The following is a 21015-nucleotide window of genomic DNA, read 5'->3' as shown; positions in this document are numbered from 1 at the left end:
TTACTCAGGAGACCCGATGCCGCTCGATCCCCAGGCCCGCGCCATGCTGGACGCCATGGCCGCCATGCCGAGTCCCGACTTCACCACGCTGCGCGCTGCCGACTACCGTGCGGCAGTCGCCGCCATGCCGGCCTTTGCGCCCGGCGACAGCGTTGCCGCGCAGCAAGACCTGACCATCGATGGCGCCGCGGGCCCGTTGCCGGCGCGCCTGTACCGGCCCGACGACAGCGCAGGTCCGCCGCTCATCGTTTATTTCCATGGCGGCGGCTTCGTGCTCTGCGGCCTCGATTCGCACGACAACATCTGCCGCAGCCTGGCGCGTCGCAGCGGCGCGCTGGTGCTGTCGGTCGACTACCGGCTGGCTCCGGAAGCGCGCTTCCCGGCCGCGGCCGACGACGCGGTTGCGGCTGTGCGCTGGGCCGCCGGGCACGCCGCCGAGCTTGGCGTCGACCCGGCCCGGCTGGCAGTGGCCGGCGACAGCGCCGGCGGCAACCTCGCCGCAGTCGTGTGCCAGCAACTGCGCGGCAGCGGCATCGCGCTGAAGCACCAGTTGCTGCTCTACCCTTACCTGGACTGCACTGACGCCGCCGCCGACAGCGCCAGTTACCGCGCCTGTGCCGAAGGCTATTTCCTCAGTGCGCGCGAACTCGACTGGTATCGCGCCCAGTACCTGGCCAATCCGGACGCCGCCGCCGATGTCCGCGCGAGCCCCTTGCACCAGCGAGATCTGCAGGGCCTGCCGGCCGCCACCATCATCACGGCGGAATTCGATCCGCTGCGCGACCAGGGCGAAGCGTATGGCGAAGCGTTGCGGGGCGCGGGCGGTGCGGCCACCGTACGCCGCTGGCCGGGCCAGTTCCATGGCTTCATGAGCATGCAGGGCGTGCTCGATGCCGCGAGCCATGCGCTCGATGCCGCCGCTGCGTCATTGCGCCAGGCTTTCGCCGCCAGCGGCACGCAGGAGGCAGCATGAACGCCGCCATGCTCCCGCCGATGCTGGACGTGCTCGCGGCGCTGGCTGCGGGACAGCGTGTGGTGGTGCTCGAAGACGAGACCGACGAAGCCCTTGGCTGCGTGCTGGTCGCCGCCGAGCGCGCCACCGAGGGCGACGTCAACTTCATGGCCGCCGAGGCCCGCGGACTGGTCTGCATGGCGATCACCGAGGCGCGCCGCCAGCGGCTGCAGTTGCCGCCCATGGCCGCCAACCATCGCCAGCGCGAGCGCTACACGGTGTCGATCGAAGCCGCCAGCGGCGTCAGCACCGGCATTTCCGCCGCGGACCGCGCGCTGACGCTGCGCGTGGCCGCGGCACGGCTCGCACAACCGGCGGATCTGGTCCAGCCTGGCCACATCTTTCCTGTGGTGGCGCAGCCTGATGGCGTTCTGCGCCGCGCGGGCTTTGCCGAAGCGTGCTCCGACCTGCCGTCGCTGGCCGGATGCGTCGCGTCGGGCGCTTATGCGATGCTGCTCGACGATGCCGGCGACCTGCTGCGCGGCCCCGCCCTGCTCGCGTTCGCGCAGCGCCACGGCCTGCCCGCGGTATCGATCAGCGGGCTGATCCACCACCGGCTGCTGACCGAAGGCGCGCTGCGCCGCACGCGCACCTCCGAACTGAACACGCCTTATGGCCGCTTTGCCGTGCATGCCTACCATGACGTGCCGGTCGATGCGCTGCACCTGGCGCTGGTGCTGGGGCAACCCGACCCGGCCAAGGCCGTGCTGACGCGCGTGCAAACGGTGGAGATGCAGCGCGACGTGCTCGGCTTCGGCACGCCGGCGCTGCCGGCCTGGAACCTGGAGCGATCGCTCGCGCGCATCGGTGCCGAAGGCTGCGGCGTGCTGGTGCTGCTCGATGAACGCGAATCGCCGCAGCAGCGGCTGGAGCGGCTCGCCGCGCCGGCCGCCGCTACGCCCGCCCCGGCGTTTGCGCAGCGCGCACTGGGCGTAGGGGCGCAGATCCTGCGCGACGTGGGCGCGCGCAAGCTACGCCTGCTAAGCCATCCGGTGCCTTACCGCACGGTCGCCGGCTTCGAGCTGGAAGTCACGGAGTTCGTGCCGCCCGCCTGAACAAGGCGGGCAACGATACCGATGGCGGCTACGCGCGGCCGAAGCAGTCTGTGAAGCTGCGCGTGAAGCGGTCCACGTCGGCGTCCGGCAGGTGGTTGATGCCACCTGCCAGGCGCCGGCCGCCGCCGGTATCGAAGCCGCGGCAGAAGTCGGCTGCGCCGGTGGCGCTGTGCGCGGGCACCCGCACGCTGACGGCAAAGCCGCCGTCCGTCTTGGGCGACAACAGACCGATGGCGTCGCCGGGGCGCCCGCTTACCAGTTCATTGGCCAGCACGCCAATCGCGCGCCGCGCCCACGCGGCGTCGGGCAGGACCAGCAGCGCCGCACCAGGGACCTCATGCGACGGCGCCAGGCAGCGCGCTTGCGCCATGTCGTCCGCATAGCCGGCACACAACACCCGGTAAGCCGCGCATTGGGCCGCGAAGTCCAGTGGATCCGCAAACGGCAGCATGTGCGCGGCCAGCTCGGCGGGGTCGAAATGCAGATCGGCCACGCACTCGCCGTAGGCGTTGTAGTTGAGGCAGGTGCCCAGTCGCTCCAGCACGGCGATATCGCACGCGTCGAGCCCGGCTTGCGCAGCCATCAGCCGGGCCACGCCTGACAGGTTATCGCCGAAGGCAGCCGTGACCGCCCAGCGCCGGTGGCGACCGCCAAGATGGCGGTCCACCAGAATGCTTGTGCACACGTCCGCGCCTTCGTCGATATGCGCGCAGAGCCCGCGATGGGCGGGTAATTCGCCCGCGTGATGGTGGTCGAAGTAATCCACCCGCGCCCCGGCCGCGAGAAGCCGCAGCAGGCCGCCGCGGTTCTGCTCGAGCGAAATATCGAGCGCGGCGACCGTATCGCCCGGCCCGGCGTCGATACGGTCGAGCAGGTGGATATCGCGCTTGACGCCGGTGACCAGTGTCGCGTCGCCGGGACAGGCCAGGCGCAGTTGCTGCAGGGCACACAGGCCGTCGGCGTCGCCGTTGAAGGCAAAGTAGCGTGTCATGGCAGGTTTCCGGTGACCACGGTCAGGGCATGAAATCGCCGCCGTTGGCGTCGAGCGAGGCGCCGGTGATCGCGCGGGCGTAGTCCGACACCAGGAACAGCGCGGCGCGCGCGCAGTCGTCGTCGGTCGGCATACGGCCCAGCGCGATCTGCGCGGTGACGGGGGCAATCACCGCATCTTCGCTCATGCCCTGCTCCGCTGCAACGTGGCGCACATAGCCCTGCACCGGCGCGCCCCACATCCAGCCCATGAAGATGCTGTTGGCGCGGATGCCATACGGGCCCAGTTCGCGCGCCAGATACTTGACCGCGACGGCCAGCGCGCCCTTGGACGCCGCGTAGCCGCCTTCACCGGGCATCGGCTTGCGCGTGGCCTGCGTATTGATCATCACGATCGCGCCGCCGCCCTGCGGCTTCATCAGCGCGGCCACTTCCTGGGTCAGCGTCATGGTGCCGAACACGTTGGTGTCGAACACCTCGCGCCAGACGTCGAGGTCGGCGGATTCCATCGGCTCGGGGAAATTGCCGTGCTGGAACGCGCTGTTGACCAGCGCGTCGATCCGTCCGTAGCGGCGCAGGGTCTCGCCGGCCAGTTGCCGGCACTGGGCGCGGTCGGTGATGTCGGTCACCACCTTGAGCACCTCGCAGTCGGCGCCCAGTTCGTCGATCCGGGCCTGGGCCTCATCCAGCTTCGCCGCGGTGCGTGCGGCAATGGCCACGGCGCGCGCGCCTTCGCGCGCGGCCTCCACGGCCAGCTTTGCGCCAAGTCCGGGACCGATCCCGGACACGATGACGATCTTGTCTTTCAGCAGCATGATGTTGTCTCCTCGGTGCGCAGTGCGCTGTCTGTTAACGGGTGTTCAATACGTGGCGGGCGCGGTAGCCGGCGAAATCCCGCTCGAGCTGCGCCTGGCTGAGGCCGAACTGGTCTAGTGAATACGCATGCGCCGCGCGCTGATTGCGCGGGTTGCCCTCCATCCACGCCCACATGGCGGCACGCGCTGCTTCGGTCAGCGGCATGCCGGCGAATCGATAGACCGCCCGCACCACGCCGAACGGATCTTGCACGGTGTCTTCGAAGCGGACGTCGAGGAAACGCTCGGCCGGAAGGCTTTCGCGCACGGCCATCGCGTGCGCCATCGCCCGCTGCATCTGGGCGCTCCATTGACGGCCCACGGTGACCGGATCGGGCGCGTCGGCATACAGCTTCCACAAGGTATGGGCCATGCTGGCCATGGAAGGAATGGTCTGCGCGGGGTCGCGGTGGGTCAGCACGACTTGTGCTCCCGGGAAAACCCGGAACAGTACCTCCAGCGTATGCAGGTGTTGCGGTGTCTTCAGTACCCAGCGCTGCGCCGCCGGTTCTCCGCGCTGGCGCTTCTGCCACTGCAGGAACTTCAGCATGGTCTTCAGGTAGGTGTAGACCGGCGTCTGGTCCTGCTGCGAGAGCCACGCGGTATAGGCCGGTACGTTCGCGTATGAGTCCATGGCGCACATGAACGAGTGCTCCATCAGCATGAACTCCTCGTCGGCCTGCATGGCGTCGAGCGGGTGGATGGAGAGGATGTCCGGGATGAAGTGGATCATCTGCGCGACCTCGTCCCGCGCCAGCCCGATGCGCCGGCTGGCGTCGCGCACGTCTTCTTCCGGCAACGGCGCTGGGTAGCGGGTTTCCCACCAGGCTGCCGAATGGAAGCGCGGGTCGCTGGCCAGCATGCGCTGCAGCAGCGTGGTGCCCGTGCGCGGCAGGCCGACAATCACCAGCGGGTCGTCGATGCGCTCCTCCAGGATTTCGGGATGGCGCCGGCAGTAGTCCTGGATCACGAGCCGGTTCACCAACTGGGCCAGCAGCTTGCCGTGCAGCATCTGCGCGCCCTGCACTGACAGGTTGGCCTCGCGCCTCAGCGAATCGAACAGTACGCCAAGCGCCTCGCGGTGATTGCCCGGACCGAAGTCCGTCAGTCCGCCCGCCTGCCCGCTGGCCAGCGTCAGCAGGCGCTCCACGTCGAACACGGCCTGGTTGACCACTGCGGTATTCATGCTGCCCCCTTGAGCGATTCGACTTTGACCACGCGCGTGCGCGGATGCACGGGTTGCGCCGCGCCGACCCAGCGCCAGCACATGGTGCCGTTCTGGTGTCCGGCGGTTTCGAGCCAGTTGGGCAGGCCCGGATCGCGCGCGCTGAGGATGACGGTGACACCGCCGTGGGCGCCGAGCCGCGCACGGTGCTTGTTCAGGCAGATGTCGTGGTAGCGGTAGTCGAGCGATTCCATCCAGTAGTTGTTGATCTGGAAGTTCCAGAACTCGCATTCGGGCACGCGGTCCACCTCGACCACCAGCGCCTCGTCGTCCGCGAGCGCCCAGCACGAGTGGTAGTAGAAGATGTTGGGATCGCCACCGGCCGCCTGGCACACGGCCTGGTCCGCCGGCGGCAGCGCGTTGACGTGGCCGCCATAGCCCTGTGCCCAGTCGGCGAAGATGCGCGCCGTGCTCTCGACAAAACCCGCGGCGCGCATCAGCCCGCCGTGCAGGCGCTCGGCGCCGAGCACCGGCGGAAGGGCCTTGGCGCCGCCATCGATGCGCTCGATGCTCAGTTCTGCCGGCGTCTCCGCCTTGCGGTCAAGGAAGGTCTGCCGTACCACCAGTGCATTGGTGGCGGGCTCCATCCGCACCCAGTTGCCGTCATGCGGCCGCGCGCTGAGGATGAGCTCGAAGCTGCCATCCGGCGCCACGGCGAGCTGGCTACTGTCGATGAAGCCGGTCTGGATCATGCGGCCATTGGTCTCGTAGCCGCCCTTCTGCGTACCGAAGCTCAGGTAGGCCACAGTGCCGCGCCGGCCCCGGATCCGGTATTCGGCGTTACCGTCCAGGCGCGCATAGCGATAGAGGTTGTCCGGATTGTCGGCGCCGATCTTGGCGGTTTCGTGCGACGGCGAGAAGAAGCCGGGAAACGCCGGATCGGCGAATTCCACGTGCATTTCGAGCGCGATGCGCAGCAAGCGGCTCAGGTAACGGAAGCCCTCGGCACGCGTGAGGGCGTCCGATGGTGCCTCTGGGCGCAGGATCTGCTGCCCGCTGCGCTTTAGCACCTCGCAAAACTCGGCCCAGGTCTGGCCGCTCAGCAATTGTTCTTCGGCGGAAGTCGCCATCTGCCTGCTCCCCGTGGTTCGTCAGTGCACACGGGACGGCAATGCCGCTGTCCCGCACCGAAGCAACGATACCTAGCCGCGGGTGGCCCGATCCTCGTCCGGGCGGACTAGAAAATGCGCGATGGGTCCTCGCATTTCTTAGTCCGCCCGGACGAAGTTGCGCAAGGCCTCGGCTCGTTACCTTTTCCCCATGCCAGGCACCGCGAAATCCGTGGACGGCGCCGGCAACACGAAGAGGAGATCTCGATGTTGACCCACCTGGAGCAACTGGAGGCGGAGAGCATCCACATCATGCGGGAAGTGGTGGCGGAATGCGAAAACCCCGTCATGCTCTATTCCATCGGCAAGGACAGCTCCGTCATGCTGCACCTGGCGATGAAGGCCTTCCACCCGGCCCGGCCGCCCTTTCCGCTACTGCACGTCGACACGACGTGGAAGTTCCGCGAAATGATCGAGTTCCGCGACCAGACTGTCGAACGGCTCGGGCTCGACCTGCGCGTGCATATCAATCCGGAAGGCATCGCGCGGAACATCAGCCCGCACGAACACGGCTCGGCCGTGCACACCGACACCTGGAAGACGCAGGGGCTCAAGCAGGCGCTCGACCACTATGGCTTTGATGCCGCGTTCGGCGGTGCGCGTCGCGACGAAGAGAAATCGCGCGCCAAGGAGCGTGTGTTCTCGGTGCGCACTGCGCAGCACCGCTGGGACCCGAAGATGCAACGCCCCGAACTCTGGCGCCAGTACAACGCCCGCAAGCGCAAGGGCGAAAGCCTGCGCGTGTTCCCGCTGTCGAACTGGACCGAGCTCGACATCTGGCAATACATCTACCTGAACAAGATACCGATCGTGCCCCTGTACTACGCCAAGGAGCGTCCCGTGGTCGAGCGCGACGGCACGATGATCATGGTCGATGACGAACGCCTGCCGCTGCGCCCGGGCGAGACGCCGGCCCTGCGCAAAGTGCGTTTCCGCACGCTGGGCTGCTATCCGCTCACCGGCGCGATCGACAGCGAAGCCGACACGCTCGGCGGGATCATCCAGGAAATGCTGCTGGCCACCACGTCGGAGCGCCAGGGGCGGCTGATCGACAGCGATTCGGCCGGGTCGATGGAGAAGAAAAAGCAAGAGGGGTACTTCTGATGGAAGCGCTGATGGCAATGCAGACGGAAACCGTGCCGGTCACGGCCAATGACGACATCGGGCAATACCTGCGTGCGCAGCAACACAAGGGCCTGCTGCGCTTTATCACGTGCGGCAGCGTCGACGACGGCAAGAGCACGCTGATCGGCCGGCTGCTGTATGAATCGAAGATGCTGTTCGAAGACCAGCTCGCCCAACTCGAAGCCGATTCGAAGAAGATGGGCACGCAGGGCGAGAATCTCGACTTCGCGCTGCTGGTCGACGGCCTCGCCGCGGAGCGCGAACAGGGCATCACCATCGACGTGGCGTACCGCTTCTTCGCCACGGACAAGCGCAAGTTCATCGTCGCCGACACACCCGGGCACGAGCAGTACACGCGCAACATGGTGACGGGCGCATCCACCGCCGATCTCGCGATCCTGCTGGTCGACGCGCGCCGCGGCGTGCAGACGCAGACGCGCCGCCACAGCTACCTGGTGTCGACACTCGGCATCCGCCGCGTGGTGGTGGCCATCAACAAGCTCGACATGGTCGACTACTCGCGCGAGGTCTACGACCGCATCGAAGCCGAGTACCGTGACTTTGCGCGGCAGATCGGACTCAATGACATCGTCTGCATCCCGATGTCCGCGCTGCATGGAGACAACATCACGCAACCAAGTGCCAATACACCGTGGTACCACGGGCCCACGCTGATGGCGCACCTCGAAAGCGTGCCGGTCGACCGCGCGCCGGCGCAGGACGAATCGTTCCGCCTGCCGGTGCAGTGGGTCAACCGCCCCAACCTCGACTTCCGCGGCTTCGCCGGCACCGTCAGTGCGGGCGAGATCCGCTGCGGCGATCGCGTACGTGCGCTGCCGTCCGGCCGGGAAAGCCGCGTGGCCAGCATCGTCGGCGCCGATGGCGAGTGCGGGCAAGCCATGCGCGGCCAGGCGGTGACGCTGACGCTGGCCGACGAGATCGACGTGAGCCGCGGGGATGTGCTGGCATGCGCGGAAGACCCGGCCGAGGTGGCAGACCAGTTCGAAGCCACACTGGTGTGGATGAACGAGGATGCCATGCTGCCCGGCCGCCCCTACCTGCTCAAGCTGGGCACGCGTACCGTCGGCGTTACCGTGGCCCAGCCCAAGTACAAGGTCAACGTCAACACGCTCGAGCACCTGGCCGCGCGCACGCTGGAGCTGAACGAAATCGGCGTGTGCAACCTGCACCTGGACCAGCCGGTCGCGTTCGCCCCTTACACGCGCAACCGCGACCTGGGCGGCTTTATCATGATCGACCGCCTTACCAACAACACCGTCGGCGCGGGCATGCTGCACTTTGCACTGCGGCGGGCGCAGAACGTGCACTGGCAGGCCATCGACGTCGACCGCCGCGCGCATGCCGCGCTCAAGCACCAGGCGCCGCGCATTGTCTGGTTCACCGGGCTCTCCGGCGCGGGAAAATCGACCATTGCCAACCTCGTGGAAAAGCGCCTGCACGCGCTGGGCCATCACACCTACCTGCTCGACGGCGACAATGTGCGCCACGGCCTGAACAAGGACCTGGGCTTCTCTGAAGCCGACCGCGTGGAGAACATCCGGCGCGTGGCCGAGGTGGCGCGGCTGATGCTCGATGCGGGTCTGGTGGTGCTGGTTTCTTTCATCTCGCCGTTCCGCTCGGAGCGCGAGATGGCGCGCGCGCTTGCTGGCGACGGCGAGTTTGCAGAGGTCTTCATCGACACGCCGCTCGACGTGGCCGAGCTGCGCGACCCCAAGGGCCTCTACCGCAAGGCGCGGCGTGGCGAGCTGAAGAACTTCACCGGCATCGACTCGCCTTACGAGCCGCCCGAGCGCCCCGAAATCCGTATCGACACCACGGCCGATACGGCCGAACAGGCGGCGGAGCGCATCGTCGCCTGGTTGCAGGAAACGGGTCTGCAGGAATCCGGCGCGTCTAGTACAAACGGACGATGAGCGGTTAGCGCCGATCCGTAGGATGAAAGAAGGCGGGCCCTGACCCGCCTTCTTTCGCTCCAGCGCTCCGAGGATCCGCGACCATGCTGCCTGCCCCCGACGCCGCCGCCCTGCCGGCCAGCGAGCTGAGCGCCCTGCTCGGCCAGCTCTACCAGGGCCCCACCGAAACGGTACCGTGGGCCGGCTTTCTGGAAAGCGTGCGCGAGCGGCTCGACGCGTCCTTCGTCACGCTGGTGCTGCGCCATCCCGCCACCGACCGGCCCGGGCTGATCGTCAACGCATCGCCATTCGGACCGCACCTGCCGGGCGAGCCTTCCTACAGCGAACAGTATTACGCGCTATGTCCATTCCTGAACCTGCACCCCGACCAGATCTTCAGCGCCGATGAGCTGTTCGGCGAAGCGGGATGGATCGCGCATCCCTTCTATCTGCAATATCTGCAGCCGCTGGACCTGCGCTACATCCTGGCGGCCAACCTGCGTACACCGGACGGCGTCGAATGTGCGCTGTTCATTAGCCGCGGCCATCATGGGGAAGACTTCGGCCCTGCCGGCAAGACGCTGCTGGCGCAGTTGCTGCCCCACCTGAAACGCGCCGTGGACCTGCACGCGGCGCTGGACGTACTCGAATCCGAACGCGCGCTGTACGCCGATGCGGTCGACCGCCTGCTGGTCGGCACCGTGATCCTGGACGAAGACGGCAAGGTCATGAAGGCCAATGACTTTGCGGGGCGGTTGCTGCAGGCACGCGACGGCCTTTGTCTTTGCAACGGTGCGCTACAGGCAAACAATCCGGTGGAGAACCGCACGTTCCGCAAAATCGTGGACGCGGCGATCGAAGCCCATGGACTGGCGGCATCGCGCAGTGAAGTCACTACGCTGACGCGACCCGCGGTGGCGACGCCGCTGAGCGTGCTGGTGCGGCCCATTCCGCTCAGCTACCGTGCCGAAGACAAGGCGCGGCGGCCTGCCGTGGCGGTCTTCATCCGCGATCCGGCGGGATCCCCGCGTAATGCGCATGCAAGCTTGCGCAAGCTGTTCCGGCTGACGCCTACGGAGATCGAACTCGCGCTGCTGATGATGGACGGGCTGACGCTAGACGAAGCCGCCGGCCGGCTGGGGATCAAGAAGAATACGGCCCGGGCGCATCTGCGCGGAATTTTTGCCAAGACGGGGGCGACGAGGCAGGCGGTCCTGGTGAAGACGTTGCTGTCGAGTGTGGTGGCGATGGGGTGAGACGAACGTCTATGCCACGGCATAGCGCCGATAAGTAATTCTTTCTTCTGCATGGAAGAAAGTCGAAACGCCAGCGCCGCGCGGATCTACATCGTTTCGGTACGGACAGAAGCATGGTGTTGCAAGAGCAACGCATTCACCGCTGGCACCTCGGACTCGCTGACATCCGAAATGACGACTTCCAGCGGGAACGTTTCGCCGGGATGCTCGCCAACACCGACAATCTCGACGATCAGGCTTCGCAGATTGTCGCTGGCCCTCTTCTTTTCCCCGGTTGGCGACTGGTGCAATGCAAAGCGGACGCCCGGGAACTCCGCAACGAGTTCCTCGCATGCGCGCGCGGCGTCCGTCCGTTCGGTGAAAGATGCAATGAGCGTTGCCATTCTCGTTCTCCCCGCTGATACGCAGGCGGAGACGCGCAACCATCGTGCCAACATCCGCCGTGAGCGGCTTAGCGAGAATTTCCGGCAATCCCTCCGGCTTGCTTAGTTTCTATATTTCGAATATAGTCGAAACATGGAAACTGATAATGCGCTTGAAGCACTTGCGGCGCTTGCCCACGCTATTCGCCTGGCTGTTTTCCGCCTGCTCGTGCAAGCCGGCCCTGAAGGCTTGCCTGCAGGGCGCATCGCTGAACTGATGGAAATGCCAGCGTCGTCGCTGTCATTCCACCTCAAGGAACTGCACCGGGCCAGGCTGCTGGTAAGCCGCCAGGAGGGCCGGTCGATCATCTACATGGCAAGGTTCGAGACCATGAACGCCCTGCTGGGCTACCTCACCGAGAACTGCTGCGGTGGCACGCCTTGTTCGCCGGTGTCTGGCTACTGCTGAACTTTTACGTACATAGCAACTTGTGGAGTCGGGGCAATGAGCACCGTGCAAAGTACCGCCTTGGCAGCGCAACCTGGCGCCATTGGCTTTTTTGAACGCTATCTGACCATCTGGGTGGCGCTGTGCATCGTCGCCGGCATCCTGTTCGGCCAATGGCTGCCGGCGGTCTTTCACGCCATTGGTGCCATGGAAGTGGCTCGCGTGAACCTGCCGGTCGGCGTACTGATCTGGATCATGATCATTCCGATGCTGATCAAGATCGATTTCGGCGCGATGGGCCAGGTAGCGGGACACTGGCGCGGCATCGGCGTGACGCTTTTCGTGAACTGGCTCGTCAAGCCGTTCTCGATGGCGTTGCTGGGCTGGATCTTCATTCGGCATTTGTTTGCTGGCTGGCTGCCGGCAGACCATCTCGACAGCTATATCGCGGGCCTGATCCTGCTGGCCGCGGCGCCCTGCACGGCAATGGTGTTCGTCTGGTCCCAGCTCTGCAAGGGCGATCCGTACTTCACGCTGTCGCAGGTGGCACTCAACGATGCGATCATGGTGGTGGCCTTTGCGCCCGTAGTCGCCCTGCTGCTCGGCTTGTCGTCGATTACCGTGCCGTGGGACACGCTCATCACTTCGGTAGCGCTCTACATTGTCGTGCCCGTGCTGATCGCACAGGTTATCCGCAAGGTGCTGCTGGCGCGCGGCGCGGCGACATACCAGCGCGTAGTCGGTGCGCTCGCGCCCTACTCGATCACCGCACTGCTCGCAACACTTGTGCTGCTGTTCGGCTTTCAAGGGAGTGCCATCGTGGAGCAGCCCCTCGTCATCCTGTTGCTGGCCGTGCCCATCCTGATCCAGGTACTGCTGAATTCGGGCCTCGCCTACCTGCTCAATCGCAAGCTCGGTGTGGCCCACTGCGTGGCCGGCCCGTCCGCGCTCATCGGAGCGAGCAACTTCTTCGAACTGGCCGTGGCCACCGCCATCAGCCTGTTCGGCTTCCAGTCCGGCGCGGCGCTCGCCACCGTCGTCGGCGTGCTGATCGAGGTGCCCGTGATGCTGTTCGTGGTGGGCGTGGTCAACCGCTCGCAGCGCTGGTACGAATCGCCCTGAGGAATCACCATGTCCGTCACCATCTATCACAACCCTGCGTGCGGAACGTCGCGCAATACGCTGGCCATGATCCGCAATGCGGGCATCGAGCCGACCGTCATCGAATACCTGGACACGCCTCCCGACAGGCAGACGCTGCTGGCGCTGATCCGCGATGCCGGACTTTCCGTGCGCGAAGCCATTCGCGAAAAGGGGACGCCCTATGCAGAGCTTGGCCTCGCCGATCCCGCACTGACCGATAACCAGTTGCTCGATGCCATGCTGGCCCGCCCGGTCCTGATCAACCGACCCTTTGTCGTCACGGAGCTCGGCGTACGGCTGTGCAGGCCGTCGGAAGTCGTGCTGGATATCCTGCCCGCGCCGCAGCAAGGTGCCTTCTCCAAAGAGGACGGCGAGGCCGTGATTGACGCGCAGGGCCGGAGGATCCGGTGAGCGATCTGCGGGTCAGCGTCCCGCAGGCATTCGGCATCGACCAGATCGTCCCGGCATTACCAGCTTCCTTGCGGCCAATCCGAAGCTGACGGTCGCAGTCCGCCGCGATCGATACGGAGTCGTTGATGAATCCCGATCTCCAGTGACCAAGTCTTGCCGGCCAGGTGGTGATGACTGTATATTTATACAGTTGTATATTTATACAGTTGTCGTCGCATCCGGAAATGCTGGCTCCTGAAGTCAAGCCCGTGCGGCGGCGACCCTTTCCCCTCCCCCACTTCGAAAGGCAATCATGTTCGTGGACCGCACTGAAATCATCAACGCCGCCAAGGCATTGCGCGCCAGCCAGGAAGAATCCAGGTACGGCAAGCTCGTCGCGCTCGCGAACAAGCAACTGAAGGCAATGCAAACGGCAATCCAGAGGGGCAAGGAAGAATTCGAGACCAGCCTGGTACTCGACATCAACGAAGACAATCCGCAAGCCGCGCTTGAACCGCGCGCGCAACGGCTAGCCGACGATCTCAGAGCGCAGGGCTACACCGCAACGGTGACCACGTTTGCCGAGGTCAGCACCGACCGCAAGAACTGGACGCCGAATATCACGGTCGTCATCGGTCTGGGCGACATGGTTTCCGAACACCACAACGCGATTGCGGAAAGCACGGTGGCCGACGAGACGGAAGTCGCGCTGACTGGCGAAACGGCCAGTGAAATGGCCTGACATCACGCGGGCAATCCGAGATAAGGACCGGCAACCGCGCACGGCGGATCTCGCTGGGAGGATCACGGCGCGCGCTAATGCGTATGGCGATGATGCACGTCCGGATAGTGGGGGTGCTTGTGGACCATCACCTCATGCTTATGCCAATGCCTATGCGGTTCCTTCCCATCCCACGGGAAGTCGTGCTCATGCTGATGGTGCTCGTCGTGCCGATGTGAGTGGCTGTGCGCCAGCGGCTCATGGGTATGCTCGTGCTCGTGACGTTCGCGAAGATGCAACCACACTCCCAGGGCCATGAGAGCCGCCGCAAACCAGAACGCCAGGCTGGGCACTTCGGGCCAGATCACGAACGAGATCAGCACCCCAAACAACGGGGCAATGGAAAAATACGCGCCGGTTCTCGCAGTGCCCAGCACCCGCAATCCCACAACGAACAGGGCGAGACTCACGCCGTATCCAGCGAAGCCGACAAGCAGAGCCTCAGCCGTGGTGCCCATTGAAGGAAGCACGGCCCCCTGCATCAGAGCGAGCCCCGTGTTGCAGAGCCCGGCAACCAGCCCCTTCAGGCAAGCGATAAGGAGCGCATCGTTGCTGGACACTTTTCGGGTCAGGTTATTGTCAATGGCCCAGCACAGGCAAGCACCTACGATAAACAGTGCGCCAGATGACGTTTGCAGGCTTCCCGGCTGCCAGGACAGCAGCAAGCCCCCGGCCACGATGGCGAGCATTCCCAGCACGATCTGGCGATCGGCGTTCTCCTTGAAAACCAGCCAGGCGATGACTGCCGTCAGTACGCCCTCAACGTTCAGGAGCAGCGAAGCCGACGCGGCATTGGTGGAAACAAGCCCTGTCATCAGCAAGGCTGGTCCTGCCACGCCACCCGCAAGGATGGCGCCGATCAGCCACGGCACCTCCGCTCCGGGGATACCGCTCCGGTCGCTTTCCGGTCCCGGCGGCGTCCAGATTCTGCGAATCGCCAGCACCAATGTCAGCCCTACGCCACTGCCCAGATAAAGCAGGCCCGCTAGCAGGAGCGGTGTCACAGAACCTGTAAGCGCCTTAGCCAGCGGAGTGCTCGCGCCAAATAGCAAGGCAGCAAACAGTGCCGGGGACGCGGTACGAATAGACATGGTGAGCGAAGCGGAGGGGGATGCAGGTCAAGGGGGCGATTTGATCATAAAGCACGTGACCACGCGCTCTTCCCAATCGGACGTGCGAAAACGGGGGTTGTAGAGGTCTCTACAACGTTGAAGCAGCGACTACGGCCGGCTAAGCTGGGCGCATGACTACTCTTCAATCCATCTCTCAACCCGCCTGGCTACTGCTTGTCGTGAGTCTGCCAACGTCGGCCGCCACGCCGCGTATGCGGCTGTGGCGAGGCGTCAAGGCATTGGGCGGCGCGGCATTGCGCGATGGCGCCTATCTTCTGCCAAACGAGGCGGGATTGCGAGCCCAGCTTCAGGCGCTGGCCGACGACGCGGCCAGCGGGGACGGCAAAGTGTGGATTCTGTCGGTGCAGGCCGCGGATGCACAGGAAGATGCCGAGTATCGCGCGCTGTTCGACCGAAGCTCCGAATACACGGCCTGGATGGCGGAACTCTCGGGCGCCCGTGCAACGTTGGGTACCGCGGGCGAAGCGGAGCTACTGCGCATCGCTCGCCGCCAGGGCCGGGGATTCGACGCGATCCGCAAAATCGACTTCTTCCCCAACGAGGCGTCCGCCCGTGCGGAGGCGCATTGGCGAGATTTCAATGCGGCCATCGACATCATGCTGTCACCGGGTGAACCGCACGGCGTGGCGGGCAACATTCCGCGACGGGACCCTTCCCAGTATCAGGGACGACGCTGGGCCACCCGGCGGCACCTCTGGGTCGACCGGGTCGCCTGTGCCTGGCTGATCCGACGCTTCATCGATCCCCATGCCACTTTCCTCTGGCTCGACGACGTTCGCCAATGTCCTGACGACGTGCTGGGGTTCGACTTTGATGGCGCCACGTTCACGCATATCGGCGATCGCGTTTCCTTTGAGGTACTGCTCGCCAGCTTCGGACTCGATGAGGACAAGGGGCTGGCGCGTCTTGGTCAGATGATTCATGTGCTGGACATTGGCGGCACGCCGGTTGCGGAAGCCAGCGGCTTCGAAGCCGTACTGGCTGGCGCGCGTGAGCGCTTTCCCGATGACGATGCATTGCTCGACGAAGTCGGCCATGTCCTCGACTCCCTCCATACGCATTACTCGAGCCCGCGCAAGCGCTAGCTCGTTGCCAAACCAGCAAAGTCTAGTTTCCACTCCATACGACACAAGATGAACTCGCCCCAACCAACGGAGACCTCTCTAGCCCAATCCCCGCACGAACGCCCCAGCTACACATTGCGCCAACTGGTGATGTACTTCCTGCGGCTTGGCACCTTTGGCTTTGGCGGTCCGGTAGCGCTCGCGGCCTATATGCACCGAGACCTGGTGGACTCGCGGCAGTGGATCACCGATGCAGATTACAAGGAAGGCCTCGCGCTGGCGCAATTGGCACCGGGCCCGCTGGCCGCCCAGTTGGCGATCTACCTTGGCTATGTCCACTACCGGATTTTGGGCGCCACGCTCGTTGGAATCGCTTTCGTGCTGCCCTCATTCCTGATGGTGTTGGCGCTTGGTTGGGCCTACGTGCGCTTCGGCGGCCTGACCTGGATGCAGTCGGTGTTCTACGGGGTGGGCGCGGCAGTGATCGGCATCATCGCGATCAGCGCTCACAAGCTGACCAAGAAGAGCGTGGGCAAGGACAAGCTGCTGTGGTTCATCTATCTGGTTCTCGTCGCAGTCACAGTCATTACCGAATCGGAGGTGGCCTGGCTGTTCCTCGCGGCCGGCGTTTTGGCCTGGTTCTGGCGTGCTCCGCCCAAGTGGCTGCGTCAAGGCAAGCTCAATGCGCTGGCGGCAACACCGCTGCCGGCAGCCAGCGGCATGGTCAGTACGTTGGACTGGCCGCTCCTGTCGCAGATCGGCGTGTTCTTTGCCAAGGCCGGTGCGTTTGTCTTCGGCTCCGGTCTTGCGATTGTGCCGTTCCTGTACGGCGGCGTCGTCACCGAACATCACTGGCTGAACGACAAGCAGTTTGTTGACGCCGTGGCTGTGGCCATGATCACCCCCGGCCCGGTCGTCATCACGGTCGGCTTCATCGGCTATCTGGTGGCCGGCCTGCCCGGGGCTTGCGTGGCGGCGGCCGCGACATTCCTGCCCTGTTACCTCTTCACGATCCTGCCGGCGCCGTACTTCAAGAAGTACGGGAAGCTGCCCGCCATCCTGGCATTCGTGGACGGCGTCACCGCAGCCGCCATCGGCGCCATTACCGGAGCGGTGATCGTACTGGCCAAGCGCTCAATTGTGGATATCCCGACTGCGTTGCTGGCGCTCGTCACCGTGGCGCTGCTGCTGAAGTTCAAGAAATTGCCCGAGCCTGTGATCGTTGCGGGAGCGGCCCTGATCGGCCTGGTGGCCTATCCGCTGCTGCATCACTAAGATGCAAAAGGAGACTCCATGACCTACCAGATGAAACCGCTCCTGTGCGAGCCGACGGGCCTGTCGGAAAACCTGATCGCCAGCCACTACGAGAACAACTACGGTGGCGCCGTAAAGCGCCTGAACGCCATCACGACGGACCTTGCGGCAATGGATGGATGTGGCGACAGCCCCAGTGTTTGTGCTCAACGGGCTCAAACGCGAAGAACTGATCGCTTCGAACTCCATGATTCTGCATGGGGTGTATTTCCACAGCCTTGGTGGCGGTGGCCGGCTGGCAGCGAAGGTGTGGTCGGAGCGAACGCGCACACTCTGGCGGTCGATCCTGCTTCGCATGAAATCTACCTGCCGTTGAAGAATGTAGATCATCGCTTTGTGATATGGGTCATGACACCTTGATGCCATTGGCCAAAGCTGCGCGGGCGAGTAGCCGTGAGCAGTGCAACCTAGTCGACTGCAGAAGTTAAAGGCACCGCCGAGTTGTCGCCTGGGGGTGCGCCCGTCGTGGGCAGCGACTTCACTCACCTCAGTCGTCTGCATTCCTGAACTCGAATCGCAGAGACGAGTCGTTCTAAAACACGCCGCCTCCCCACAAATCAACAATAAATAAAAAAAAGACCGACCATCGGAGATGATCGGCCCCAAGCTCACAGCTCATGGAGACTCAGTTCCCCGCCCCTCGCGCGGCATCCGGCGAAAAATAGGCTTCCACGTATTTCGGCTCGCTGTTCAGCCGCGGCGGTTGCCCTTCGTTGGTCAACCGGTCCGCCAGGTAAGCGCCCGAGATCAGGTCGTGGAAGAACACCGCGGTCGGGTAGAAGCGCTTTGCATCGTAGGCATAGACGTTGGCCTGGATGTTGGTGCGCCACAGCTGCCCACGGCTGTCGTAGTTGTCGGCCAGCACGCCGTACCACGAATCCTCGTCGATATAGATGATGCGCTTGGCGTACTGGTGACGGAAACCTTGCTTGAGGGTGGCCTCCAGCACCCATACGCGGTGCAGTTCGTAGCGCATGTTGGACGGGTCGGCATGGCCCTTCGTCAACAGGTCCTGGTACTTGATCGACGGCGAGCTCATGCGGTAGTTGTTGTACGGCACGTAGAGTTCGCGCTTGCCGACGATCTTCCAGTCGTAGCGCTCCGGCGAGCCGTTGAAGAAGTGGTCGTCATCCACGGTACGGAAGCCGCCGGGGCCGAACGGCTGGTCATAGCCATACTCCGGTGCCTGGCGCACGCGGCGCGTGCCGGGGTTGTAGGACCAGGCGCGGTTGCTGTCCGGCTCCGGGCTGTCATAAACGGTATAGCCAGTAATAATCGAACCGCGATCGCGTAGCGGCAACTCGGTGTACATCCGGTAGAACGCACGCGCGTTCATCGGCGCCTTGGCATCGAAATGCTGGCCGTCCTTGGGCGACCAGATTTCATACTTGACCTTGCCCCAGGCGACCTTGCCGTCAGCATAAACGACCGCCTGGTCGTAGACTGCACGCTCGCTCTCGATTGCCGACGCAAAGCGCAGGTTCCACAGCAGCTCCAGCCCGGTCTTCGGAATGGGGTACGGCAACGTGGGCGGGCTGTTCTTCACGCCATTGCCTTCGCCCAGCATCTCGATCTGGGGCGCATAGGTGCGGATCGCCTTGTACGTGCCGTCGTCATAGCGGAAATCGCGATGCGTGGCGTAGATCGGCATCTTGAAGGTTTCCGGATACTTCTTGAACAGGGCCTTCAGGCCATCGGTCAGCTGCTTGTCGTATTGCGCCATGTTCTGCGCGGTGATGACGTACAGCGGCTTCTCGTCGGCATACGGGTCCTGGTAGCGCTCCCCGGCCTTATAGGCGACGCCCGTGGGGGCACCCAGCCACTTGCCCGTCCATGCGGGAATGGTGCCATCCTTGTTGGCGGCGCGCTCCGCGCCCAGCGGCGTGAGGTTGCCATCCAGTTGCTTGAGGTCGTCCTGGGTAATCTTCGCCGTGGCCATCGTGACGGCCAGGGCGCCGGCCGCCAGCACGCCGGCGTGCAACAGAATCTTCAGTGGTCGGGCTTTCACGTCTGTCTCCTGGAAAGTTTTGTCGTGCCCGCTGCCATCGCGCGCAGCGTGGCATCAATTTGCCCTGCCGCTGGCGTAGCGGCTTCGTCCGCTCGGACTCGTCCGTTCGGAGTATGCGAACGCACGGGGCGCTGCCCTAGCATCGGGCGGCCGGCACGTGCCGGTACGAGTCAACCCGCGCCGGTGCGGTAAACGGGCCGGCGCCTACGGAGGAGCAGATGGCCAAGGCAGAGAATCTCGTCACGTCGATCCACGTCGACATCGACGCCCCCGCATCGCTGGTGTGGGAAGTACTGACCGACTTCAGGCGCTATGCGGAATGGAACAGCTTCTGCCCGGGCCTGGAGACCACCGGCCAGTTGGGCGACATGGTGCATATGCAGGTGCGCATCCCTGGCACCGACCAGACGATTCCCGTCAACGAGTACCTGGTGGCATGGGAGCCGGAACGGTTGCTGTCATGGGAGCAGCGCCCCACCGACGAGAACAAGGATGCCGCGCGGCGCGACCAGTACGTGCAGGCCATCGGCCCCGCACGCACCCGCTACTTCACCACGGACCTGTTCCTGGGGCTGAACGCCGACACCATCATGCGCGAGCACGGTGCCTGGGTGAAGCAAGGCTTCGACCAGGTGGCGCGCGATGTCAAGGCGCGGGCCGAGGCGCTTCACGCACAACGGCAATAGGGCAAGCGCGAAGCGCTCACCAAAGGCATGCGGACGCTCCTACCCGGAGCGTCACGCAAATCAGAAATCGAGTGGCCGCTGCACCGCGTCCACGCCGCCATCGATGAAGACGACGTTGCCGTGTATGTAGGAAGCCTGCGGGCTGCACAGGAATTCGATCAGCGAGGCCACCTCTTTCGGTTCCGCGCGCCGGCCCATCGGCGGCAGGAAATCGCGGATGGCATCGCCATAACGCGGATCGTCCAGGCCCGCCTGGAGCAGCGGCGTCTGCACGGCACCCGGTGCCACCACGTTGAGGCGCACGCCTGCCCTGCCCCATGCCGCAGCGCGTTGCCGCGCGGCCGCCGCCACGGCGTTCTTGGCGCTGGCATAGGCCACGTAACCTGACTGGTCCCGCGTCGCGTCGGCCGCCATCGCGGCACGCACCAGCGCATGCACGCCGGCCTCGTCGCCACGCAGATAGGCGTCGCGCAACGGGCTGCCTGCCCACGATTGCAGCGTGGCCGAGTTCGATGACACCACCACGGCGCACGGATCGGTGCCCTGCTGCAAGGCATCGAACAGCCCGTCAAGCAGCGCCACCACGCCAAAGTAGTTGACCGACGCCACCAGGGTGGCGGGATCGACGTGCGGGCCAACCCCGGCGCAGCAGATCAGCCTGTCGATCTTGCCGCCGGACTGCGACAATGCGCCGTCGATCGCCGCTGCGCGGCCCTCCGGCGTGGAAAGGTCGGCGTGGATCTGCGCATCGCGCAGGTCGATGCCGATGACCCGGCAGCCGGTGTCAAGCAGGCGCTGGCGAATGGCCGCGCCCATGCCGGACGCGGCACCGGTGATGACCGCAGTTGTCATGTGTTGGTTTCCGTGGATGAAGAAATGAAAGGAGCCGGCAGGACGGCATCACGGTGCCGGCCGCTGGCCCAGCACCGTCAGCGCTGCGACGCCGCGGCTGCGCACGCAGGCGTCGTCGCAGGCCTCACGGCCGGCGTCGGCCGACCTGAAGATGCCGGCACGGTGTTCGTCCGCCTCGTCGCGGTCGGAAAACATGCCCGATCCGCCCGTTGTCAGGCCCAGCGCCATACCGGCCGCCATGCCGGCGCCCAGCGCCGCCAACCACCGAGTCCGCTTCATCGCTGTCTCCCGTCCG

General features: G+C 65.0%; 21 protein-coding genes and 1 pseudogene. 13 read left to right on the top strand and 9 right to left on the bottom strand.

Annotated features, from left to right (window positions below; all coding sequences use genetic code 11):
* Positions 1 to 16 precede the first annotated feature (16 nt).
* Both K2O51_RS20410 and K2O51_RS20405 read left to right on the top strand, forming a co-directional pair.
* Positions 17 to 973: an alpha/beta hydrolase gene (locus K2O51_RS20410; RefSeq protein WP_220631567.1), complete on the top strand. Its 957-nt coding sequence runs from the start codon at positions 17 to 19 to the stop codon at positions 971 to 973.
* Positions 970 to 2067 (top strand): 3,4-dihydroxy-2-butanone-4-phosphate synthase, encoded by a 1098-nt coding sequence (locus K2O51_RS20405; protein WP_011297701.1) that lies wholly within the window; start codon positions 970 to 972, stop codon positions 2065 to 2067. The genes K2O51_RS20410 and K2O51_RS20405 overlap by 4 nt, the downstream gene beginning before the upstream one ends.
* Before the next feature lie 28 nt (positions 2068 to 2095).
* Here the strand turns inward: K2O51_RS20405 and K2O51_RS20400 are convergent, their stop codons facing one another.
* From K2O51_RS20400 to K2O51_RS20385, 4 genes are read right to left on the bottom strand one after another with little or no spacing between them, the layout of a single operon-like run.
* Positions 2096 to 3058 carry an acetyltransferase gene (locus K2O51_RS20400; RefSeq protein ID WP_220631566.1) on the bottom strand — a complete coding sequence of 321 codons (963 nt, stop codon included), beginning with the start codon at positions 3056 to 3058 and terminating at the stop codon, positions 2096 to 2098.
* 22 nt (positions 3059 to 3080) lie between these two features.
* The gene (locus tag K2O51_RS20395; RefSeq protein ID WP_140950036.1) at positions 3081 to 3872 is read right to left on the bottom strand and encodes an SDR family oxidoreductase; all 792 of its coding nucleotides are present in this window, start codon (positions 3870 to 3872) and stop codon (positions 3081 to 3083) included.
* Positions 3873 to 3906: 34 nt separating this feature from the next.
* Entirely contained in the window at positions 3907 to 5097 is a 1191-nt protein-coding gene (locus K2O51_RS20390; protein WP_220631565.1) for a sulfotransferase family protein, read from the bottom strand.
* Complete coding sequence (locus K2O51_RS20385) at positions 5094 to 6206, bottom strand: hypothetical protein (protein ID WP_220631564.1); 1113 nt, start codon at positions 6204 to 6206, stop codon at positions 5094 to 5096. The genes K2O51_RS20390 and K2O51_RS20385 overlap by 4 nt, the downstream gene beginning before the upstream one ends.
* Before the next feature lie 207 nt (positions 6207 to 6413).
* On the opposite strand from K2O51_RS20385, the gene cysD reads away from it, so the two are divergent.
* The 3 genes from cysD to K2O51_RS20370 all read left to right on the top strand — a co-directional run bounded on the left by cysD (position 6414) and on the right by K2O51_RS20370 (position 10539).
* Positions 6414 to 7349, top strand: a complete 936-nt coding sequence (gene cysD, locus K2O51_RS20380; RefSeq protein WP_373460879.1) for a sulfate adenylyltransferase subunit CysD — start codon at positions 6414 to 6416, stop codon at positions 7347 to 7349.
* A gap of 11 nt (positions 7350 to 7360) precedes the next feature.
* On the top strand, positions 7361 to 9304 hold the full coding sequence (gene cysN / locus K2O51_RS20375) for a sulfate adenylyltransferase subunit CysN (protein WP_245001940.1): 1944 nt from the start codon (positions 7361 to 7363) through the stop codon (positions 9302 to 9304).
* An 83-nt stretch (positions 9305 to 9387) separates the two neighbouring features.
* Complete coding sequence (locus K2O51_RS20370) at positions 9388 to 10539, top strand: helix-turn-helix transcriptional regulator (protein WP_220631562.1); 1152 nt, start codon at positions 9388 to 9390, stop codon at positions 10537 to 10539.
* Between the two features lie 86 nt (positions 10540 to 10625).
* On the opposite strand, the gene K2O51_RS20365 is transcribed toward K2O51_RS20370, so the two are convergent.
* Positions 10626 to 10922 carry a hypothetical protein gene (locus K2O51_RS20365; protein ID WP_220631561.1) on the bottom strand — a complete coding sequence of 99 codons (297 nt, stop codon included), beginning with the start codon at positions 10920 to 10922 and terminating at the stop codon, positions 10626 to 10628.
* Between the two features lie 133 nt (positions 10923 to 11055).
* Between K2O51_RS20365 and K2O51_RS20360 the strand changes: the two genes are divergently transcribed.
* The 4 genes from K2O51_RS20360 (at position 11056) to K2O51_RS20345 (ending at position 13624) form a co-directional block, all read left to right on the top strand.
* Positions 11056 to 11370: an ArsR/SmtB family transcription factor gene (locus K2O51_RS20360; protein WP_220631560.1), complete on the top strand. Its 315-nt coding sequence runs from the start codon at positions 11056 to 11058 to the stop codon at positions 11368 to 11370.
* Between the two features lie 36 nt (positions 11371 to 11406).
* The gene (gene arsB, locus K2O51_RS20355; RefSeq protein WP_220631559.1) at positions 11407 to 12471 is read left to right on the top strand and encodes an ACR3 family arsenite efflux transporter; all 1065 of its coding nucleotides are present in this window, start codon (positions 11407 to 11409) and stop codon (positions 12469 to 12471) included.
* Positions 12472 to 12480: 9 nt separating this feature from the next.
* Positions 12481 to 12903, top strand: a complete 423-nt coding sequence (gene arsC, locus K2O51_RS20350; RefSeq protein WP_011297690.1) for an arsenate reductase (glutaredoxin) — start codon at positions 12481 to 12483, stop codon at positions 12901 to 12903.
* Positions 12904 to 13195: 292 nt separating this feature from the next.
* Entirely contained in the window at positions 13196 to 13624 is a 429-nt protein-coding gene (locus tag K2O51_RS20345; protein ID WP_011297689.1) for a hypothetical protein, read from the top strand.
* 74 nt (positions 13625 to 13698) lie between these two features.
* Here K2O51_RS20345 and K2O51_RS20340 read toward each other — a convergent pair whose 3' ends face one another.
* Positions 13699 to 14754, bottom strand: coding sequence for a DMT family transporter (locus tag K2O51_RS20340; RefSeq protein WP_220631558.1), 1056 nt, complete (start codon positions 14752 to 14754; stop codon positions 13699 to 13701).
* 152 nt (positions 14755 to 14906) lie between these two features.
* Between K2O51_RS20340 and K2O51_RS20335 the strand changes: the two genes are divergently transcribed.
* The 3 genes and pseudogenes from K2O51_RS20335 to K2O51_RS20325 form a co-directional block, all read left to right on the top strand.
* Positions 14907 to 15881 (top strand): chromate resistance protein ChrB domain-containing protein, encoded by a 975-nt coding sequence (locus K2O51_RS20335; protein ID WP_140950031.1) that lies wholly within the window; start codon positions 14907 to 14909, stop codon positions 15879 to 15881.
* Between the two features lie 48 nt (positions 15882 to 15929).
* Positions 15930 to 17135, top strand: coding sequence for a chromate transporter (locus K2O51_RS20330; protein ID WP_140950030.1), 1206 nt, complete (start codon positions 15930 to 15932; stop codon positions 17133 to 17135).
* Positions 17136 to 17153: 18 nt separating this feature from the next.
* Positions 17154 to 17406 (top strand): annotated as a pseudogene (locus tag K2O51_RS20325) (superoxide dismutase); the annotation flags it as partial.
* Between the two features lie 393 nt (positions 17407 to 17799).
* On the opposite strand, the gene K2O51_RS20320 reads toward K2O51_RS20325, so the two are convergent.
* Entirely contained in the window at positions 17800 to 19182 is a 1383-nt protein-coding gene (locus K2O51_RS20320; RefSeq protein WP_011297685.1) for a DUF1329 domain-containing protein, read from the bottom strand.
* A 218-nt stretch (positions 19183 to 19400) separates the two neighbouring features.
* Here K2O51_RS20320 and K2O51_RS20315 point away from each other — a divergent pair, with 218 nt between their 5' ends.
* Positions 19401 to 19868, top strand: a complete 468-nt coding sequence (locus tag K2O51_RS20315; RefSeq protein WP_140950029.1) for an SRPBCC domain-containing protein — start codon at positions 19401 to 19403, stop codon at positions 19866 to 19868.
* Positions 19869 to 19928: 60 nt separating this feature from the next.
* On the opposite strand, the gene K2O51_RS20310 is transcribed toward K2O51_RS20315, so the two are convergent.
* Both K2O51_RS20310 and K2O51_RS20305 read right to left on the bottom strand, forming a co-directional pair.
* Entirely contained in the window at positions 19929 to 20720 is a 792-nt protein-coding gene (locus K2O51_RS20310; RefSeq protein WP_140950028.1) for an SDR family oxidoreductase, read from the bottom strand.
* 48 nt (positions 20721 to 20768) lie between these two features.
* On the bottom strand, positions 20769 to 20999 hold the full coding sequence (locus K2O51_RS20305; protein ID WP_041679582.1) for a hypothetical protein: 231 nt from the start codon (positions 20997 to 20999) through the stop codon (positions 20769 to 20771).
* Between the last annotated feature and the right edge of the window lie 16 nt (positions 21000 to 21015).

The sequence above is a fragment of the Cupriavidus pinatubonensis genome (assembly GCF_019602855.1).
In the GTDB taxonomy this organism is placed as follows: domain Bacteria; phylum Pseudomonadota; class Gammaproteobacteria; order Burkholderiales; family Burkholderiaceae; genus Cupriavidus; species Cupriavidus pinatubonensis.
The sequence above is the reverse complement of the archived record's forward strand: the minus strand, read 5'-3'. Positions and strand labels throughout refer to the sequence as shown.

What these genes read in the sequence shown, in the direction of transcription:
- K2O51_RS20365 (WP_220631561.1), bottom strand. Translation starts at nt 10,922, where the DNA reads ATGGCAACGCTCATTGCATCTTTCACCGAACGGACGGACGCCGCGCGC.
- K2O51_RS20360 (WP_220631560.1), top strand. Translation starts at nt 11,056, where the DNA reads ATGGAAACTGATAATGCGCTTGAAGCACTTGCGGCGCTTGCCCACGCT.
- K2O51_RS20305 (WP_041679582.1), bottom strand. Translation starts at nt 20,999, where the DNA reads ATGAAGCGGACTCGGTGGTTGGCGGCGCTGGGCGCCGGCATGGCGGCC.
- arsC (WP_011297690.1), top strand. Translation starts at nt 12,481, where the DNA reads ATGTCCGTCACCATCTATCACAACCCTGCGTGCGGAACGTCGCGCAAT.
- K2O51_RS20395 (WP_140950036.1), bottom strand. Translation starts at nt 3,872, where the DNA reads ATGCTGCTGAAAGACAAGATCGTCATCGTGTCCGGGATCGGTCCCGGA.
- K2O51_RS20315 (WP_140950029.1), top strand. Translation starts at nt 19,401, where the DNA reads ATGGCCAAGGCAGAGAATCTCGTCACGTCGATCCACGTCGACATCGAC.
- arsB (WP_220631559.1), top strand. Translation starts at nt 11,407, where the DNA reads ATGAGCACCGTGCAAAGTACCGCCTTGGCAGCGCAACCTGGCGCCATT.
- K2O51_RS20385 (WP_220631564.1), bottom strand. Translation starts at nt 6,206, where the DNA reads ATGGCGACTTCCGCCGAAGAACAATTGCTGAGCGGCCAGACCTGGGCC.
- K2O51_RS20410 (WP_220631567.1), top strand. Translation starts at nt 17, where the DNA reads ATGCCGCTCGATCCCCAGGCCCGCGCCATGCTGGACGCCATGGCCGCC.
- K2O51_RS20390 (WP_220631565.1), bottom strand. Translation starts at nt 5,097, where the DNA reads ATGAATACCGCAGTGGTCAACCAGGCCGTGTTCGACGTGGAGCGCCTG.
- K2O51_RS20310 (WP_140950028.1), bottom strand. Translation starts at nt 20,720, where the DNA reads ATGACAACTGCGGTCATCACCGGTGCCGCGTCCGGCATGGGCGCGGCC.
- K2O51_RS20370 (WP_220631562.1), top strand. Translation starts at nt 9,388, where the DNA reads ATGCTGCCTGCCCCCGACGCCGCCGCCCTGCCGGCCAGCGAGCTGAGC.
- K2O51_RS20330 (WP_140950030.1), top strand. Translation starts at nt 15,930, where the DNA reads ATGAACTCGCCCCAACCAACGGAGACCTCTCTAGCCCAATCCCCGCAC.
- K2O51_RS20400 (WP_220631566.1), bottom strand. Translation starts at nt 3,058, where the DNA reads ATGACACGCTACTTTGCCTTCAACGGCGACGCCGACGGCCTGTGTGCC.
- K2O51_RS20345 (WP_011297689.1), top strand. Translation starts at nt 13,196, where the DNA reads ATGTTCGTGGACCGCACTGAAATCATCAACGCCGCCAAGGCATTGCGC.
- K2O51_RS20340 (WP_220631558.1), bottom strand. Translation starts at nt 14,754, where the DNA reads ATGTCTATTCGTACCGCGTCCCCGGCACTGTTTGCTGCCTTGCTATTT.
- K2O51_RS20405 (WP_011297701.1), top strand. Translation starts at nt 970, where the DNA reads ATGAACGCCGCCATGCTCCCGCCGATGCTGGACGTGCTCGCGGCGCTG.
- K2O51_RS20335 (WP_140950031.1), top strand. Translation starts at nt 14,907, where the DNA reads ATGACTACTCTTCAATCCATCTCTCAACCCGCCTGGCTACTGCTTGTC.
- cysN (WP_245001940.1), top strand. Translation starts at nt 7,361, where the DNA reads ATGGCAATGCAGACGGAAACCGTGCCGGTCACGGCCAATGACGACATC.